We start from the raw sequence: 17,259 nt of genomic DNA, 5'->3' as shown, positions 1-17,259 counted from the left end.
GACCCGCAGCAGTATCATCAACTCTTGCGTTATATTGATCCTAAAAAGTGTGTAGTTAATGTCATCTCTAAATCAGGTAGCACCACTGAAACTGCTGCAGCCTATGCCTTTTTCAAAACATATTTTAGTGAAAAATTAGGCCAAGATTGGACAAAACATTTTGTGTTTACGACTGATCAGAAAGAGGGAATTTTACGGGCTGAAGCTGATAAACTGGGTATCATAACTTTGCCTGTTCCAGATGATGTGGGCGGCCGTTTTTCAGTTCTTTCAGCTGTTGGTTTATTTCCGGCTTTGGCTATGGGGATCAATGTGACCGAACTTTTGACTGGAGCTAAGCAACTAGTTGATAATCTATCAAAAGATCCCAATCAAAATCCAGCCTGGCAAATTGCTTTATCACAATATCTTTTTCAAAAAGAAAAAGGTATTAATACTGTAGTTTTAATGCCCTACATTTGGCGGATGGAACTGTTTGCCAATTGGTTCCGCCAGCTTTGGGCCGAATCCCTGGGCAAAGAAGGTAGGGGAGTACTACCAATCAAAGCTGTTGGCCCAGCTGATCAACACTCTCAAGTCCAATTTTATAATCAGGGCAAATGGCTCAATACCTTTTTATTTATTACCGCTAAAAACTATCAGCACGATAGTGAAATTAGCATTAGTGATACCCCAGAACTTGCCTATCTTGATAAAACTAAATTGAGTACCATTATCAAAGCCGAATGTGAAGCAACCAGATATAGTCTGGCTAATAACGACCGGCCTTCAGCTTGTATTGAAATCGAGCAACTGGATACTAAGCACCTTGGCGCTTTGATTCTATTTTTTGAACTGTCCGTGGTTTATTTTGGCGCTTTGCTAGAGATTAATCCTTTTGATCAACCTGGAGTAGAATTTGGGAAACAATACATGTATGGGCTTTTAGGCCGTAAAGGCTTTGAAGATAAGGCTAAGGAGATAGAGAAAAAGAAGCAAAGTATTAGTAAAAATGTTATTAATTTTTCTTTTTAATATATGAAAAAAGTTACTATTATTTTTGAGCAAAGAAAAGAAAATTTTTCTGATTTTGAATGGTTAAAAAAAATGGTTCTCGATCCAGAGGATAGCTATATAATTGAGGATTTTTGTATAAAAATCACTCACAAAAATGGCAAAAATAAAACCATTATGCCTCTGCACAATATTATTCGGATTGAAGAAGAGGAGATATAGAATACCTTATTTTAATTTAAAGTTGTTTTGCAAAGACTGGGCCCAAGGAAAATGGAGAGCTAAGATCATTGATTCTTGTAATACCTAATAACCGAGCCATTTTTACTGTTGATACACTTTCTTGTCTTGCCAATCCAACAATATTTGGCTTAAAAGGAAGCTCTGAAAAAGGAACAAAAGAGCCAACTAGCTTAGAAGCTAATAGCTTTGCAAGAAATGCTGAATCTTCAAACATTCCTCTAGCCGTAGTTTCAGTCCAAACATTTCTACCTTCTGGGATATTGTCAGAAACTATATTAAAGATTTTTTCAAATAATCTAAATCCTCCAATTGCAATGCCGGTATTTGACCGATATTCTGGCAACAACATTGCCCATGAAGGCATAAAAATAAAATCAACTTCTCCTCCTCCTACAGAAGAAAAGTCACAAATATATAAACCTTTTTCACTCATTTTGAAATATCTCTGTTGTCCAATTGCTGGTCTTGGCAAAATTGCGAACGAAGCTGTCCCGATTATTTTTTCTTCATCTCGAAGAAGAAATCCTTGAGTTCTAATATTGTTTGGATCAAAATCTAAACCCTCAGTAATGGATATATTTCCTACAACTGTTTCCGCTTTTTCAAGAAAACCTGGATGTAAACCTGTATTTTGCGCTTCAATAAAACTAGCTTTACTTCTGATTGACTCTAATCTTATTCCTGTCCCAAGATCGGGATTTTTTTCAACTTGATTAGATAAGGCTATACTTAAGGATTCATTCATATACTGAATTTTATTGTAAATAATTACAGAATAAAAGTAGCGATAACTAAGTTGACAGTTGCTTCATTGCTTAATTTACTGCTATCCTAAATAAGTAGAAATATTTGTGTTTTATTGTTTGATTGTAGATAGCTCTACCTGCCCATGATCGAAATTAATCAAGAACATCCAGTTGCTTATTTTTGTGCTGAATTTGGTTTTGATACCAATATTCCTACTTATGCTGGTGGTTTAGGAGTTTTAGCTGGTGATACTGTTAAAGAAGCTGCTGATCAAGGCTTTCCTTTTGTAGGAGTTGGCTTACTTTATAGAGGTGAACAAGCTGTCCAAGCGATTTCTACCGAGGGTCTTCAAACCGAAGAAGATTATCACTTTGATCCTCTTTCGCTTGGACTTGAGCATGTCTATGTTGACGATATGCCTTTTTTTGTACGTATTCATTTGACAGAGGTCAATGTCTGGGCACGCTGCTGGAAAAAAACTTTTGCTCATAATGTTACCCTTTATCTTTTGGATACCGAAACTGACCAAAACGAGCTCTCTGAGCGTAGTATTACTCATGCCTTATATCTTGGCTCTGAAGAAGCTCTCATGAAGCAACAGCTGATCTTAGGTATTGGCGGGGTAAAACTACTACACGCCCTTGGGATCCATCCTAGTATTTACCATCTCAATGAAGGCCGACCGGCTTTCTTGCATTGGCAACTGATTCGCAGCTATATGGAAACCCATGGCATTCCTTATAAAGAAGCCGCAGCAAGAGCTAAAGCGAAAACTGTTTATACTAATCATACGTTGGTTTCAGCTGGGAATGAGAGCTACAACATTCACATTTTACGAACGTATGGCCAATATTATGCTGACAAAATGGGTATTAGTATCGACACGCTGTTAGAGCCAGGAATACAGGACAATCCTGACAATTTTGTAATGACTCGTTTTGCCCTAAATACTTCAACTCGAGCTAATGGGGTATCACAACTTCATAGCAAACTTTCTCAAGAACACTGGCCAGAATATAACTGGACCAATGTCACTAATGGTGTTCATATGCCGACTTGGCAAGATCCAGAAATCAGAGATTGTAATAAAGATGGTAATGATTTGTGGCAAATACATCTCAAGAAAAAACAAGAGTTGGTTGATTATTTACTGGAAAAAACTGGGTTTGGTTTTGACCCTAATATGCTCATCATTACCTGGGCTAGACGAATTGCCCTTTATAAACGTCCTGATGAGTTATTTGGCAACGTCGATCAACTCGAAAGAATTTTAAAAGATCAAAGTCGACCGGTCCAACTTTTGATTGCCGGTAAGGCTCATGCTAAAGACAAGCAAGCCAAAATGCTTCTCCAAGAAGCCATTCATTATATGAAGACTAAACTATCTGGCCATGCTTTGTTTATCCCCAATTATAATATTGAAATTGCTCAAAAATTAACCAGAGGTAGTGATGTTTGGCTCAACACTCCCGTGATGGGTATGGAAGCCTCAGGTACTTCCGGCATGAAGGCTATTAGCAATGGGGTCCTGCAATGTACGGTCAAAGATGGCTGGTCAGCTGAAGTTGATTGGCATGGTCTAGGCTGGGTTCTTGATCCTATACATATTACCTCATCACTTTATACGTATTTAGATAATGAAATAAAACCCATGTATTACGGACGGGACGATCAGGGCGTACCACTAGAATGGCTTACTCGTATGAAAAAATCTATTGAGCTTTCTGGTGGTTTTAGCGCTACCAGGATGTTTAATGAGTATAAAGAGAAGCTGTATAATAACATTTAAGATGTTAGTTACTGCAGACAATCAAACTTCACACATAAACCATAGCTCAGAATCTGAAAATAAAGATGGTGTGTATCCATTATCAGAATTACTATCTTCTCAGGAATTTATTGAAAGATTTAATGAAATGGTTTCTCATGCTCGTAGAAACATTTCAGAATCCGGATTAGCTATTAGTCTAGCTAATGATGGTTTGCATATCTCTCATGTGCAAAGAAGTCCTAAACGTATTGCTCTTTTTGATTATCTATCAGAATCAACAGATATTGAAAAGCTTATTACTAGTGAATTAGAAAGATTAAAGGATTTTGATGCAAAACCTGCAATTACAATCCACACGCATCCCCAGCGACATAATGGAGATTTTATATATACCGGGCTATCAACAAGTGATATCGATGTGTGGGCTGATCAATCTAATAAATATAATCAATCATTAATTGAAGGTATTTTTTTTATCCCTAAAAAGGGAATTTGTTCTTTATTATTAATCCAACGTCAACCAAATACACAAATAAATAATATTTATCAAAGCTGGCAAGAAGGTGATAGCATGGGATCTTTATTTGATTTATTAGAAAGAAGTAATATTAGATTTACAGAAATTAAATTTGATCCAAAAAATGGATTTAATAGTGAACAAATTGCAAAACTTGATTGGCAAATCACTTAAATATAGTTATAAAATCTTGAAATATTTATTCTAATTTTACATTTTTTGAGCAAAATCGCCTGCCCGCAATACTTATTTCACAATAATTTTGGCAGGAGAAATTTTATGAAAACGCTTTTTAAAAACGTTCTTATTTTATTTATTTTATTTTCCATTTCAATACTCAGCTCTTTTTTCATTTTTAAAAAAAATCAAAATAGCCCAATTATCTTAAAACCAAACTTTACAATCAACCCTACTCCAACTCAAATTCTATACAGCCCTCAAGTTCCATCTATCAATCAAATTTTAAATGACAATCATGACTGGACAGCTACCTTATCAGCTCAAAAACTCAGAACACTAATAGTTACTGGCGATGTTATCCCGGCTCGGTCTGTTAATACCCAAACATTAAAAGCCAATGATTTTACTTGGGCCTTTGCTAAAACTGCTGATTTTTTAAAAACAGCTGATGTTACTTTTATCAACCTAGAAACGCCACTTATCCCAAATTGTCAACTAACTGATGAAGGGATGCACTTTTGTGGCGATCAACGTCATATTCAAGGTTTAACTTTTGCTGGAGTGGATGTAGCTAATCTGGCCAATAATCACACTGGTAATTATGGTTTAGACGGCTTGGAACAAACTGAAGCCTTACTCAATCAAGCTGGGATTGAAACTACTGGTTTTGAAGATAATCTAGCTATAAAAAATGTGCGAGGAATACGTTTTGCTTTTCTAGGCTATAACGAAGTCCCGGATTCAGGCTCAGACATTAGTTTGGCAGAGCCTCAAAAAATTAGAAAAGAAATTACTCAAACTAAGACTAAAGCTGACGTAATTATTGTTACTTTTCATTGGGGGACAGAATACACTACCCAAATTACCGACAATCAAAGACAATTAGCTCATTTAGCTATTGATAACGGCGCTGATTTGATAATTGGCAACCATCCTCACTGGGTTCAGCCACTGGAAATATATAAGGGCAAATTAATCACTTATGCTCATGGCAATTTTATTTTTGACCAAATGTGGTCTCAGGAAACTCGTGAAGGAGTAGTGGGCAAATACACGTTTTATGATGATAAATTAATAGATGCGCAATTTTTCCCAGTTCAAATTGATGACTACGGCCAACCGCATTTTGTAACTAATCAAAATCAAAAACAACGCATTATGGCTAAACTAAATCCAAAAAATTCTGTATACTAATATCATCTTATGACCTGGCTTATCTTTGCTTTTTTATCAGCAACCTTTGCTGCCCTGACTGCCATTTTAGCAAAAATTGGTATTAAAGACGTTAATTCCAATTTAGCTACCGCTATCCGCACTGTGGTAATTTTACTGTTTGCTTGGGGCATTGTCTTTGCTCAAGGCACATACAAACAGCTTGGCAGTATCAGCAAATATACTCTACTGTTTTTAATCTTGTCTGGATTAGCTACAGGCATGTCATGGCTATTTTATTTTCGGGCTTTGCAGCTGGGAAATGCCAATAAGGTGGTACCTATTGACAAAATGAGTCTAGTTTTTACGATTATCTTAGCAGCCCTGCTTTTAAAGGAAAAGATTACTTGGTCAGTAGCTTTAGGAACTATTTTGATGACAGCCGGAACACTTATAATTGCACTTGTGAAATAAAATCTTCTAACTTTTTAAGCATTTCCTGACTATTACTATAAGCAATAAAATTATCAGTTATTTTGTACAAAGAGCGAGAAGGCTGGCTACTTGTTTGGTGAAGACACAAAATCAGTTTTCCAAACATTTCTGCCCACCCTAGCTCTATTCCCATACCAGTGGAAGGTAAGCTAACTTCAGCCACTATCAATTCAGCTTCTTTAATAATTTCTTTGGAATGTTTAGTTTTGTTAGATTTAAGATAGGGTAGAGTCCAAATATATTTTTGCCAAAGCTCAGAATCTATAATCGGTTTGTATAATATTTTTTGATAATCTAAATCTTTAGCGTGAACAAGGTAAATTTTCATAGTTTTATTTTCTCAATAGGTTGTGGTTTTTGCCCGCCAAAAAACTGTCCAGCTATTTTTTTAGTTTGCTCGGTTAGATCAGTAAAATAAAATTTGGATTGTGCTGATTTTTTTTGGGCTAATAACTGCTTTTTTTGTAAAAGTTCTTGCAAAGCTCTGGCAGTTGGCAAACCGGATTCAACAATAGTAATTTTAGGATTTATTAATTCTTTAATGGTATGAGTTAAAAGTGGATAATGAGTACAACCTAAAACTAAAGTGTCAATTTTATCTAAAATCGGATCAAGATATTCCAGCAGTAGTAATTTGGTAGCACCATGATTTTGCAAACCTTCTTCAACTAAAGGTACCAACATCGGTGCCGCCACTTGGTAGACTTGAAACAAAGGATCAAGTTCATATATTTCTTTTTTATAAATTTGGCTAGCAATAGTGGCTTTAGTGCCAATCACTCCAACCCGCTTGCTTTTGGACGTTTTGATTACTTCGGCTACAGTTGGTTTGACAACTCCGATAATTGGCACAGGGCAATTTTTGAAAAGATCTTCCAAAGCTACCGCTGAAATAGTATTGCAAGCTACCACTAATGCTTTTACTTTTTTAGAAAGGAGAAATGTAACTAACTCTTTTGAAAATTGTTTAATAACGCTTGATCCTCTAGTACCATAGGGCACTCGAGCTGTATCGCCCAAATATACTAATGATTCGTTTGGTAAAACTTTAGCAATTTGGGTAGCTACAGTCAGTCCGCCAATCCCAGAATCAAAAATACCAATAGCTTGATTATTCATACTAATATCCTAAAAACTGCCGGGCCGGAATTTTAATAGCAGCCGTTGAACTGGCTACTTCATCAACAGTTAGATACTGAGCTTTGATTGTACCATCATAAAAAACCTTGAAAAAGTTTTGATCAGATAAAATCACTTTGAGTTGCTGTGATGGTAACCAGGGTAGATCTAAATCTGTTTTTTGATCATAAAAAGCAATTGTTGCAGCTTTATCTTTATAGTTTTGATTCATAAAATTGTAAACTTTCCTAGCAGTCTGAGCCCCCTGACTAATCCAGTGAGTTTGATGGGTCAGCTGTAATGTGCTCCAGGAAAGTAATAAATTAACAATCAGGAAAGTAGCTATTAAACTTTTTTTAGTGTTTTGTATAGAAAATAGTTGAGCAACAAATAAGGAAACAAAAAGGAGGGGAATAGTCAGATACATTGCAAATTTGTGCCAAGGCAGAAATAGAACTGGAGCCAGATAGATGGTAAATTCTAAAACACAAAAAGCAAGTAAATGAAGTGTTTGGGTTTTTTGCCTACGACAAGCTTGTATAAACTGCCAAATTAATATTAAGAAGCTTAAGCCAAACAAAGTAAAAATTGGAATAATTTGTTTTGACCAAAATAACCAAAGATTGGGATTGATAGAGCCATCAAAGGAGATAAAATCAACCAACATTTCCGGTAAATTTAACGCCCATAAACCATACCAAGCCAAGCTATTGGCTAAAATTCTAGGGGAAAAATACAAAAGATATGAGTCTGAGCCAGCCGGATTTTGAAATATGATTTTAATATAGCCATAAATAGCAACTAAAATAAACAAAGGTACTAAAGCCAAAAAAATATGTTTAAATTTTAGCCTGCTTTCTTTTTGCAAGTTAAACCATATATAAATCCCTATCATCAGAAATGGCAAGGTGATTGCAAACTCTTTAGCAGTTAAAGCTAGTATCGTTGCTACTAAAGTAAAATAGAAAAAAACAAGTCGGCTGCTTTTAACAAACTTTGTCCAAAAAAGTAAGGCAGTTAAATAACACAAGCCATGGATAATTTCCTGACTGCCAACAAAATATATATGAGCAAAGTGACTGGCTGAAATCCCGTAAAAAAAAGTAGCTAAAAAGGCAATACTTTTATCCTTTGTAAATTCTTTGAAAAAGAAAAAAACTAATCCTAACAAGGCAAAAAATAGTAAAAACAACAGAAGATGAGCCCCAAAAGCATTGTATGTAAAAACAGTGGCGATTAAAAAATAAAAGGCTTGAGTTGACAGAGGCCGATAGAAATTCCAACCATCAATAGTTTTGGTCGGATTGAAAAAATCTAAGAAAGTTTTAAAGTTTTCGGCTCGAGAAATATTGAAATGAAAAAAATCATCATGAGTGTTAAAAGTGTTTAAAGCAGGGTAAAAGAGAATGAAGGTAAGTAAAAAAGTGGCCAGAAAAAACTGCCAAATTTTGATCTTAAACATACATTTTTAATTTGTCATCTCGAACTCGTCGAGAGACTTTTTCAATGAAGTGTTTTAATCCATTTATTATAATCTGCTTCCAAAGTTTTAGCGATTTGTTTAGGTTCTTTCTTTATTAAACTTTGAGACTTCCTATAAAGGCTAAAATGCAGTTTTACCTTTGGCAAAATTAAACCGACTAGAGGTAAAAATCGCAAATAGTCCAAGTCAGAAGTTCCATTAATATAGGCTTGAACAACTTGAAGATCTTTGTTTTTAGCTTGCTTGATAAGGTAACCAACTCCACTATACCAACTTTTATTAAGAGGTCCTGCAGGGAAAATAGCTACCAAAGCCCCTTGTCTAATTTTTGTACTTGCAAGTGTAATACTTTTGATATTTCTTTTATGTGCTTCTTCAATCGTAAATTTGTTTGGAATAAGATATTTTCGCATATATCTTATGCGCCTCTTTTGTTTAATTCTCAAATCTGTATGATGATACACATATACTGGTATCAAATATTTATTCAAATAGACATTAATAGCCATAAAGTCAGATCCAGCAATCATAAATAGCTTTTTTCGTTTTGGCAATCCAGCCAAGAGCACAAAGGGGTCAAATTCGTGGGGATGATTGGAAACAAGTATTACCGGTTTTTCAATCAAAATTTTTTTTACTTCAGGCGATTCAAAAATAACGTCAAATTTAGAACAAGAAATAATAGCCAGCTTCTGAAACGTTCCCTGTAAGCCAATTTTTTTGATATTAAAGTTAATAACTTTAAAAAATATGCGAACAAAAAAAAGATGAACTGGCGGAATCTTAACTTTGGTCATACTAATAGAATAAGGGATTTTGAAAGATAAATTAAGAAGCGGATTTATAAAACTTGTAAACAGCTATGCTTTACCTTCCCACTCTTTATAAAACTGCTTTAAATATGCTTGCATAAATTCATGCCGTCCTTGCGCTAGTTTTTTAGCTGTTTTGGTATGCATCCTGTTTTTAAGTAGAAGCAGTTTCTCGTAAAAATGGTTAATAGTAGTACTTTGTTCTTTGGATTGGATTATATATTTACTAGCTAAAACGGGTTTTTTAGTCGGATCATGCATACTTCTCCCTACTGCTCCGCCATATATAAAAGTCCTAGCAATCCCAATAGCACCCATAGCCTCGAGCCGGTCAGCATCTTGGACAATCTTGCCTTCAATACTGGTAATTTTATTTTCGACCTCTGCGCCTTTGAAAGAAATGTGTTGGCAAATGAAAATAATATGATCAATTGCATCTTGTTTTACAGCTAGTTTTTCTAGCCATTTTTTAACTTGGCTGGCCCCTTCATATTCTAGTTGTTGGCTTTTTTTCCAGTCACCCACATCATGGAGTAGAGCTGCTAGTTCGATAATTCTCAAATCGCCTTGCTTTTCTTTTTGATAAATCTTTCTAGCCATCTGCCAAACTCGATAGGTATGAGCATAATCATGACCAGTGGTATCTTTAGCAAAATAGTTTTTAACAAAAGCTTTGGTTTTACTAATTATCTTTTGATTCATAAATTATGATAGATAAGATAGTTCCTAAATGTTTCCTTACATCCACCAGTATACTTGTCTGGATAATCTTTTATATCTTTTTTAAGCCAAGTTGGAGACACAAATTTACCTTCGCTAATTTCTGATTTTTGTAGCTTAATTGGCCCGTCATATCGGTATTCATATAAATACCAGTATCGATTTAAGACTCGATCTTTATACTGACTTTGCCGTTTATAGTAGGCAATTTGAGTTAGTTTTTTAGCCTTAATTCCTAATTCTTCAAAAAGCTCTCTTTTAGCTGCTATAACCACGTCTTCACCGCTATCAACATGACCAGCCGAGGAATGATCCCACACATTGGGATAAAGATCAACTTGTGAACCACGTTTTTGAATGTAAATTTCTCCCTTAGAATTAACAATATAAACACAAACAATCCGATGCCACAATCCTTGTTGCTGAGCTTGCTTGCGCGGAGCTGAACCCACAACTTCATCATTTTCATTAACAATTAAAATTGTCTCTTGATCACTCATATTTGCATTTGTAATTTAGAACTTGAGCTATTTATAATAATAGGCTTGTTGTTAATTTTGTAACAAGTCTAATTTATACCTTATGCCAAAGCAAGTCATCTTTGACGTCGAAACCAAACAGATTTTCAGCGATGTGGGCAGCAAGGACCCTGGAAAACTAGGTGTTTCCGTAGTTTCAGCCTATATTCGCGAAGTTGATCAAGATCAACAAGAGCTTAGCGGGCAAATGCAAAGCTTTTGGGAAAAAGATTTTGACAAGTTGTGGCAATATTTCAAAGAAGCTGACCGGGTTATTGGTTTTAACTCTCTTCATTTTGATGTCCCAGCTCTCCAACCATACACTTCTATTGATCTCAAAAGCTTAGCTCATTTTGACATTTTAGAACAGATTTACAAAAATTTTGGTAAAAGAGTAGGGCTGAGCACCTTAGCTCGAGACAGCCTGGGACACACTAAAACTGATCAGGGCTTAAACGCTGTGTTATACTGGGCTAAAGGCGATCCTCAAAGCTTGCAAAAACTGCAAAGTTACTGCGAAGCTGATGTAGCCATAACTCGAGATGTGTATGATTATATTGTGCGACATGGAGAAATTCAGTTCAGAAACAAATGGAACCAAGTCCAAAAAGTGGTTTTGGATTTTTCTTTAAAAGAAAATAATGATAGTAAACAAATCGGTTTGTTTTAATTATGTCAAAATTGACTCTTATTTCCTGGAATGTTAATGGTATTAGAGCTATTGCTAGAAAAGGCTTTGCCCCTTGGCTCGAAAAAGTTCAGCCAGATATTTTATGTTTACAGGAAACCAAAGCTAATCCTAACCAGCTTGATAAAAGTTTAAAAAATATTCCTAATTACCATAGTTATTTTAGTTCAGCTGCTAAAGCTGGTTATAGCGGAGTGGCTACATATACCAAGATAAAACCCAAACAAGCTAGTTTTGGCCTAAAGTATGATGGCATAGACGAGGAAGGTCGGGTAGCCCTGACTGAATACGATGATTTTTTGCTGTTTAACGTCTATTTTCCTAATGGCAAAGCCTCGAAAGAACGGCTTGCTTATAAAATGAAATTTTATGATGAGTTTTTAGAAACAGTCAGCAAGCTGACTAAGCAAGGAAAGAATGTGATTTTCTGTGGAGATGTTAACACAGCTCACAAACCTATTGACCTAGCCAGACCCAAAGAAAATGAAACTATTTCTGGCTTTTTGCCAGAGGAGAGAGCCTGGCTAGATAAAGTCATAGCCAGTGGCTTTATTGATACATTTAGAGTATTCAACCAAAAACCTGATCAGTATTCTTGGTGGAGCCAAAGAACTAGAGCTAGGCAGCGGAATGTCGGCTGGCGGATTGATTATTTTTTTGTAAATAGTGTTTTTGCTCCCAAAGTTACCAATGCCTTTATTATGCCTGAAGTCATGGGTTCAGACCATTGCCCAATCGGGATAGAAATTCAACTATAACTTTGATTCTTCTGTTATACTTTTCCTATGACTATCAACAAAAAAAGTTTGATTTTGATTGCCTTAGGCTTTGTGTATGTTCTAGTTCGACTTATTAATATCCAAGTTTTACCTATCTTCAACGACGAAGCTTTGTATCTCAATTGGACCAGATTAATTATCTCTAATCCAGCTAAGTACTGGGATATTTCTTTGACTGATGGCCAACAACTGTTTTTCTTTTTACTAACCAGCATAAGTTGGCTGTTGGGAAGTAAGTATTTTTTACTAGCTGGCAGATTAATTTCTGTTTTTTCAGGTCTAGGAGCCTTGATCACTTTATATTTTTTAGGTAAAGAATTGGGCAATCATAAAATTGGCTTACTTGCAGCACTATTATATCTAATCAGCCCCTTTACGCTTTTTTATGACCGGATTCTGATGCGAGATAGTTTTTTGATGTTTCTGGCCAGTTTAATTTTGCTTTGGACTTTTAAGCAATTTAAAACTCAAAAGTGGCAATTTGCTTTACTAAATGGAGTCATACTTGGAATAGCTTTACTAACCAAATCAATTGCCTATTTTTTTGTCATTCTTTATCTTCTTTCAGTAGTAATACTATTTATTTCTAATCGCAAAAAGTTGAAAAAATCGCAATTAAAAACGCTGATTTTACAAAGCAGCACGGTTTTGGTTGTAGCTTTTTTTATCCAAGCCTTACAATATATATCATCATTAACTTGGAACATTGGCCCTAAAAACAGCATCTTCCTACTTTCTTTTGCAGAACTTAGCAAACTGCCTTTAAGCTTATGGCGTAACAATGTGTATTCAACGCTACTTTGGCTTTTGACTTATTATCAAGTTCCATTGCTTATTTTGTTTTTGTTTGGTTTTTATCTATATGCCAAAAAGCAAACCACTTCTGCAATCATTTTACTTGCTTGGATTTTACTGCCAATTAGTTTTGAAATCATTACTGCCAAAATGTATTTTCCCCGTTACTTTCTATTTACTTTTGTAGCTTTTGCAATCTTAATAGCTATTGGGATTGATCATCTTTTGAACTATGTCAAAAACAAGTTTTTTCAAATTAGCCTACTAATATTAGTTTTAATTCCTAATTTAAGCCTAGATTATCAACTGCTCTTTGATGTTAGACATGCCAATCTGCCTCAAATTGAAGCTTGGCAATATTTGGAAGGCTGGCCATCAGGTTATGGTTTTGATGAGCTAGTAACATTTATCAATACTAACTATTTAGATAAAAATATTCCTATCAAAATTTTCACTGAAAATGAAACCCTACTTTCTTCCGGTTTGCCACTTTATTTAAACAAAGCTAATCTTTATCAAATTGAACCAGCTTTTGAACTTGGTAAGGATTTACCACAGCAACTACCAATATCTATAACTCAATCAACAAATAAAGCCTTAATTTTACTCCACCATAATCAGGAAATCCCCAAAACTTGGAATGTCGCAGAAGTTAAGAGGATTCCAAGAGGTGATCCAAATCAGTACTTTCTAGTTTATCAACTATAATATAAAACTATGATCAACAAGATCGGACATTTTATGATCGGAGTTGGTGCTATTATCGAGCACAAAACAACTGGTAAAATTCTAATCCTTAGACGAATTCATGATTTCAATAATGATGAGTGGGAATTTGGTTATGGTCGTCTTGATCATTTTGAAGGTTTTGAACAAGCATTAAAAAGAGAGGTATTGGAAGAAACTGGTATGACTGATTTGGAGCTTAAAAAAGTTTTACGAATCTGGCATTTTTATAGGGGCGAAAAAACTGCTCACAGAGAAATTTTTGGCATTACCTTTTGGGCTACTACTAAAACTAGTAAAATTAAACTTTCACCTGAACATTCTGATTATAAATGGGTCACTCCTGTGGAAGCTAAAAATTATATCAAAATCAAAGGCCTGCTTAATGATTTGGAAATATTTCTGCAAGATAAAAATAATTTGATTATCAATATAAGTGATACTGAAGAAGTTATAAAAAAGTATTAAGTTTTCTTCCCAGTTGCTAATTTTGTATTGGTTTCTCTAATTGCAATTTTTGGCAAACTATCTTTATATAAAATTAAAAAGTTTTTAACTTCTTGACGATAGTTTTTAATCATATCCCTAAGTAACCAAGAAATAGCTTTGGTAATTAAAATTTCACGTCTATCTTTTAATTTTTTGACAACTTCTAAAGCCAAATATTTGAATTGCTCGTTTTTTAAATCTCTAACTGGCTTAGTTAGTAAGACCAAAGACGCTCTTTGTTTATTAATATTATTATTTTTAGCTAAATTTTTAATCAGTTTTTGCCAGTCAATCCAATAAGTCAAAAAGTCTTCTGCACCAAATTTAGATTGACACAATGAATCCACTTCAGACCAACCTTCTAAATTATTAAGCCATACATCTAAATATTCAGGTTTGATTTGAGATTTCAAATGCTTCACGGTATCAAGAATCATTCCTGCCATAGTTTTTTCATCATATGACTTACTTTCATATAACGAATTAAGTAGTTCAATCATTGTTTCAACACTTATATTGCTATGTTTTTTTATAAATCGTTTAACAATATTTCGTCTTTGCTGATTCGATAGGGGGTAACTATAGTTTTTTGTTCCTGAATAACTATTTGTGTGCTTAGAAGAAACTGGGTTTTGTTTAGCCTCTTGTTTTATTTCTAATAATAATTCTTGGTGATATGTATTCATAAGCTTTGCAACCACAAATTCGTAAAATAAATCGTCAAAATCAAACTAACAACTGCCAAACATTGCCAAGCAATTTGATTGATAAACCAAACTGATTCATTTTTAAAAATTTTAAATAGCCAAAATTTTTGAGGTGGATTACGCATCCGCTGGGAGTATTGCTGATTTAGCCAATATATCGTTTCTCCAAAACTCCGAACAAACCAAAAAGCCGATTGAGCCAACCAAAATAGCCACCAATTTTGCAAGAGTAAAACCACAATCCCCACTAAAAACCAAAATAAGCCAAAAACTACGCAATCACCCCAAACAAAAGCGCCAATCAAATTAAAAATTGGATGATTACCAAACGCATTGTGTTTTTTGCTGCTTTGCCTAAGCCCTAGGCAAAAACCAGATAGGGCAAATAAGCTGTAAGCTATGATAAAAATACTTTGCCAAAATATCATTAGTTTCCTTCTTTTAGTTTAAGTGCTCGTTGTAAATTATTTTGAGCATCGCGGTTTTTGGGATCCAGTTTTAAAACTTTTTCAAAATAGGCAATAGCTGTGTTCAAATCACCTTTCTGAGCATAGACTATGCCCATATTATTTAAAGCTTTGGTATTTTCTGGTTCTAATTCCAAAGCAGTTTTAAAACTTTGATATGCAGCTTCATAATTGCCTTCATTAAATTTAGCTACTCCAATATTGACATAAACGTTAGCATTAGCCTTATTGTTTCCAATAAATTGCTCAGCTTTGTCCAAATATTTAGCAGCTTCTGTACTATTGCCTTGTTTGAAATAGATAGATCCAATATTGTGTAATGCCATAGCATTATCCGAATCAATAGCTAAAGTTTTCTGGTAATACATAAGTGCTTCATCAAGTTTGCTTTGTTTCTCCGCAATAGTCCCAAGATTGTTATAGCCATAAACATATTTAGGATTACGAGTAATAATATCTTCCAGGTATGATTTGGCTTCATTTAGTTTGCCGTCTTCGATCAGACTGGTAGCCAAACTGTTGTAGGCTCGTAAGTTTTGCGGAGCTTTTTTGATAACATCTTGCCATAAGCTAATATCACTGCGCCAGATATAGTTACGATGTAACGTTAAACCACTATAAAGCAGCAAGATTGGGACAAAAATTATCATTGTTTTTTCCATATTTTCTCTAACTAGAGCATAGACGGAAAAAACCAAAGTTAAGGCAAAACCAAACATCGTCAGATATAAACGATGTTCAACAATTACATCACTAATTGGAATAATTGATGAAGTTACTAGCAAGCTTATAAAAAACCAGGCAATACCAAATGTGAGTAATCGATTTTGCTTATATAAAAAGTAGGCAAGGCTGATTATAAGCAGTAAAACTATTAAACTAAGTAAAACTAATGGTTCAAAAAGGCTTTGAGAGGGTGGAAAGTAGTAATCAAAATTTTGCGAATAAGGCAAAATTAACAGTTGTATGTATTTGACTAAAACCCGAAATTGAGTAAATAGGTAGGTGGAACTGTTCAACCAAACTCCGGTAGCCGGAGATAATTGAGGTTTAAATACAGTAGCTATATCATAGGCTTTATCAAACAAAAGCCACATAACACCCAAAACAACACCTACTATTGGGACATATTTTATTAGCTTTCTAAAATCAAGATCGAAAACAATAAAAAATAGATAATAAATTCCTAACATAAGAGGTAATGTATAGGCAGTTTCTTTGGAAAAAAATGCCATCATTATGGATAGGGCAGTAGCTATAAGCAATCTATTTCTTATAGCTTTATCTTTAGCTAAAAAACTGAGAGTAAATAAATAGAAGGTCAGCAAATAAAAAAACGTTACTAGTAAAACAAAACGCTGAATAATGTAATTGACTGCCTGAGTTTGCAAAGGATGAAGCAAAAAAAGTAAAGCCAGTAATAAAGCCAACCAGTTTTTATCTTGTTTGAATTTGGTTTTTTCAAACAATGGTAAAGAAAGAAAAGCGCTGCCTAATTTCCAAACTAAAAAGGCATTAGCAATATGAATCAAGATATTGGTTAGTTGAAAGAAAAAAGGATCAAGCTTAACCAATTCATAATTAAGCGCAAAACTTAGATATCCCAAAAATCTTGGATTTTTAAAACCATATTTTTGAATAGTCTGGTTCAGGTCTCGAACAAACACATTGTTAACAATGTGTTGGATACTATCTAAAACAAATTCATGAGATAAAGAAACAGCATATAATGCAATTGTTAAGACGACAAATATTCCCATCACAACAAATGAAGAAGGTTTTTTACTTAGCAGTTTAGTCAAAAAACTGGTTTTTATTGTTCTTGATTGACCCATACTTTATTGTAACACTAGGCCAG

20 protein-coding genes are annotated in these 17,259 nt (G+C 34.5%); 10 read left to right on the top strand and 10 right to left on the bottom strand.

What is annotated here, in order from left to right; genetic code table 11:
- Positions 1–1,014, top strand: a 1,014-nt coding sequence (locus GYA49_04875; protein NMC36351.1) for a glucose-6-phosphate isomerase, incomplete at its 5' end; no start/stop codon positions are given.
- Between the two features lie 3 nt (positions 1,015–1,017).
- On the top strand, positions 1,018–1,215 hold the full coding sequence (locus GYA49_04870) for a hypothetical protein (GenBank protein ID NMC36350.1): 198 nt from the start codon (positions 1,018–1,020) through the stop codon (positions 1,213–1,215).
- A gap of 16 nt (positions 1,216–1,231) precedes the next feature.
- On the opposite strand, the gene GYA49_04865 is transcribed toward GYA49_04870, so the two are convergent.
- Positions 1,232–1,981 (bottom strand): hypothetical protein, encoded by a 750-nt coding sequence (locus GYA49_04865; GenBank protein NMC36349.1) that lies wholly within the window; start codon positions 1,979–1,981, stop codon positions 1,232–1,234.
- Positions 1,982–2,125: 144 nt separating this feature from the next.
- On the opposite strand from GYA49_04865, the gene glgP reads away from it, so the two are divergent.
- The 4 genes from glgP (at position 2,126) to GYA49_04845 (ending at position 6,077) form a co-directional block, all read left to right on the top strand.
- On the top strand, positions 2,126–3,772 hold the full coding sequence (gene glgP, locus GYA49_04860; protein NMC36348.1) for an alpha-glucan family phosphorylase: 1,647 nt from the start codon (positions 2,126–2,128) through the stop codon (positions 3,770–3,772).
- Between the two features lies 1 nt (position 3,773).
- A complete protein-coding gene (locus GYA49_04855) occupies positions 3,774–4,445 on the top strand; it encodes a hypothetical protein (GenBank protein NMC36347.1) in 672 nt (223 codons plus the stop codon).
- 105 nt (positions 4,446–4,550) lie between these two features.
- On the top strand, positions 4,551–5,645 hold the full coding sequence (locus GYA49_04850; protein NMC36346.1) for a CapA family protein: 1,095 nt from the start codon (positions 4,551–4,553) through the stop codon (positions 5,643–5,645).
- Positions 5,646–5,654: 9 nt separating this feature from the next.
- Entirely contained in the window at positions 5,655–6,077 is a 423-nt protein-coding gene (locus tag GYA49_04845) for an EamA family transporter (GenBank protein ID NMC36345.1), read from the top strand.
- Here the strand turns inward: GYA49_04845 and GYA49_04840 are convergent.
- From GYA49_04840 to GYA49_04815, 6 genes are all read right to left on the bottom strand, one after another.
- Complete coding sequence (locus tag GYA49_04840; GenBank protein NMC36344.1) at positions 6,055–6,426, bottom strand: hypothetical protein; 372 nt, start codon at positions 6,424–6,426, stop codon at positions 6,055–6,057. The genes GYA49_04845 and GYA49_04840 overlap by 23 nt on opposite strands.
- Positions 6,423–7,217, bottom strand: a complete 795-nt coding sequence (locus GYA49_04835; GenBank protein NMC36343.1) for a glutamate racemase — start codon at positions 7,215–7,217, stop codon at positions 6,423–6,425. The genes GYA49_04840 and GYA49_04835 overlap by 4 nt, the downstream gene beginning before the upstream one ends.
- A 1-nt stretch (position 7,218) precedes the next feature.
- A complete protein-coding gene (locus GYA49_04830; protein ID NMC36342.1) occupies positions 7,219–8,679 on the bottom strand; it encodes a hypothetical protein in 1,461 nt (486 codons plus the stop codon).
- 41 nt (positions 8,680–8,720) lie between these two features.
- A complete protein-coding gene (locus tag GYA49_04825; protein NMC36341.1) occupies positions 8,721–9,497 on the bottom strand; it encodes a hypothetical protein in 777 nt (258 codons plus the stop codon).
- A 63-nt stretch (positions 9,498–9,560) separates the two neighbouring features.
- Entirely contained in the window at positions 9,561–10,214 is a 654-nt protein-coding gene (locus tag GYA49_04820; protein NMC36340.1) for an HD domain-containing protein, read from the bottom strand.
- Positions 10,211–10,732, bottom strand: a complete 522-nt coding sequence (locus GYA49_04815; GenBank protein ID NMC36339.1) for an NUDIX domain-containing protein — start codon at positions 10,730–10,732, stop codon at positions 10,211–10,213. Before GYA49_04815 ends, GYA49_04820 begins: the two co-directional genes overlap by 4 nt.
- An 82-nt stretch (positions 10,733–10,814) precedes the next feature.
- On the opposite strand from GYA49_04815, the gene GYA49_04810 reads away from it, so the two are divergent.
- From GYA49_04810 to GYA49_04795, 4 genes are read left to right on the top strand one after another with little or no spacing between them, the layout of a single operon-like run.
- On the top strand, positions 10,815–11,420 hold the full coding sequence (locus tag GYA49_04810) for a hypothetical protein (protein ID NMC36338.1): 606 nt from the start codon (positions 10,815–10,817) through the stop codon (positions 11,418–11,420).
- 2 nt (positions 11,421–11,422) lie between these two features.
- The gene (gene xth / locus GYA49_04805; protein NMC36337.1) at positions 11,423–12,196 is read left to right on the top strand and encodes an exodeoxyribonuclease III; all 774 of its coding nucleotides are present in this window, start codon (positions 11,423–11,425) and stop codon (positions 12,194–12,196) included.
- A 27-nt stretch (positions 12,197–12,223) separates the two neighbouring features.
- Entirely contained in the window at positions 12,224–13,720 is a 1,497-nt protein-coding gene (locus tag GYA49_04800) for a phospholipid carrier-dependent glycosyltransferase (protein NMC36336.1), read from the top strand.
- Positions 13,721–13,729: 9 nt separating this feature from the next.
- Complete coding sequence (locus GYA49_04795; protein NMC36335.1) at positions 13,730–14,206, top strand: NUDIX domain-containing protein; 477 nt, start codon at positions 13,730–13,732, stop codon at positions 14,204–14,206.
- Here the strand turns inward: GYA49_04795 and GYA49_04790 are convergent.
- The 3 genes from GYA49_04790 to GYA49_04780 are packed head-to-tail and all read right to left on the bottom strand — an operon-like array spanning position 14,203 to position 17,236.
- Entirely contained in the window at positions 14,203–14,913 is a 711-nt protein-coding gene (locus GYA49_04790) for a DNA alkylation repair protein (protein ID NMC36334.1), read from the bottom strand. The genes GYA49_04795 and GYA49_04790 overlap by 4 nt on opposite strands.
- Positions 14,910–15,362, bottom strand: a complete 453-nt coding sequence (locus GYA49_04785; GenBank protein ID NMC36333.1) for a hypothetical protein — start codon at positions 15,360–15,362, stop codon at positions 14,910–14,912. The genes GYA49_04790 and GYA49_04785 overlap by 4 nt, the downstream gene beginning before the upstream one ends.
- Entirely contained in the window at positions 15,362–17,236 is a 1,875-nt protein-coding gene (locus GYA49_04780; protein NMC36332.1) for a tetratricopeptide repeat protein, read from the bottom strand. Before GYA49_04780 ends, GYA49_04785 begins: the two co-directional genes overlap by 1 nt.
- Positions 17,237–17,259 lie beyond the last annotated feature (23 nt).

It is taken from the genome of Candidatus Beckwithbacteria bacterium (assembly GCA_012797845.1).
Lineage (GTDB): Bacteria > Patescibacteriota > Microgenomatia > UBA1400 > UBA1449 > JAAZOH01.
This window is presented reverse-complemented; position numbering and strand designations above follow the sequence as displayed.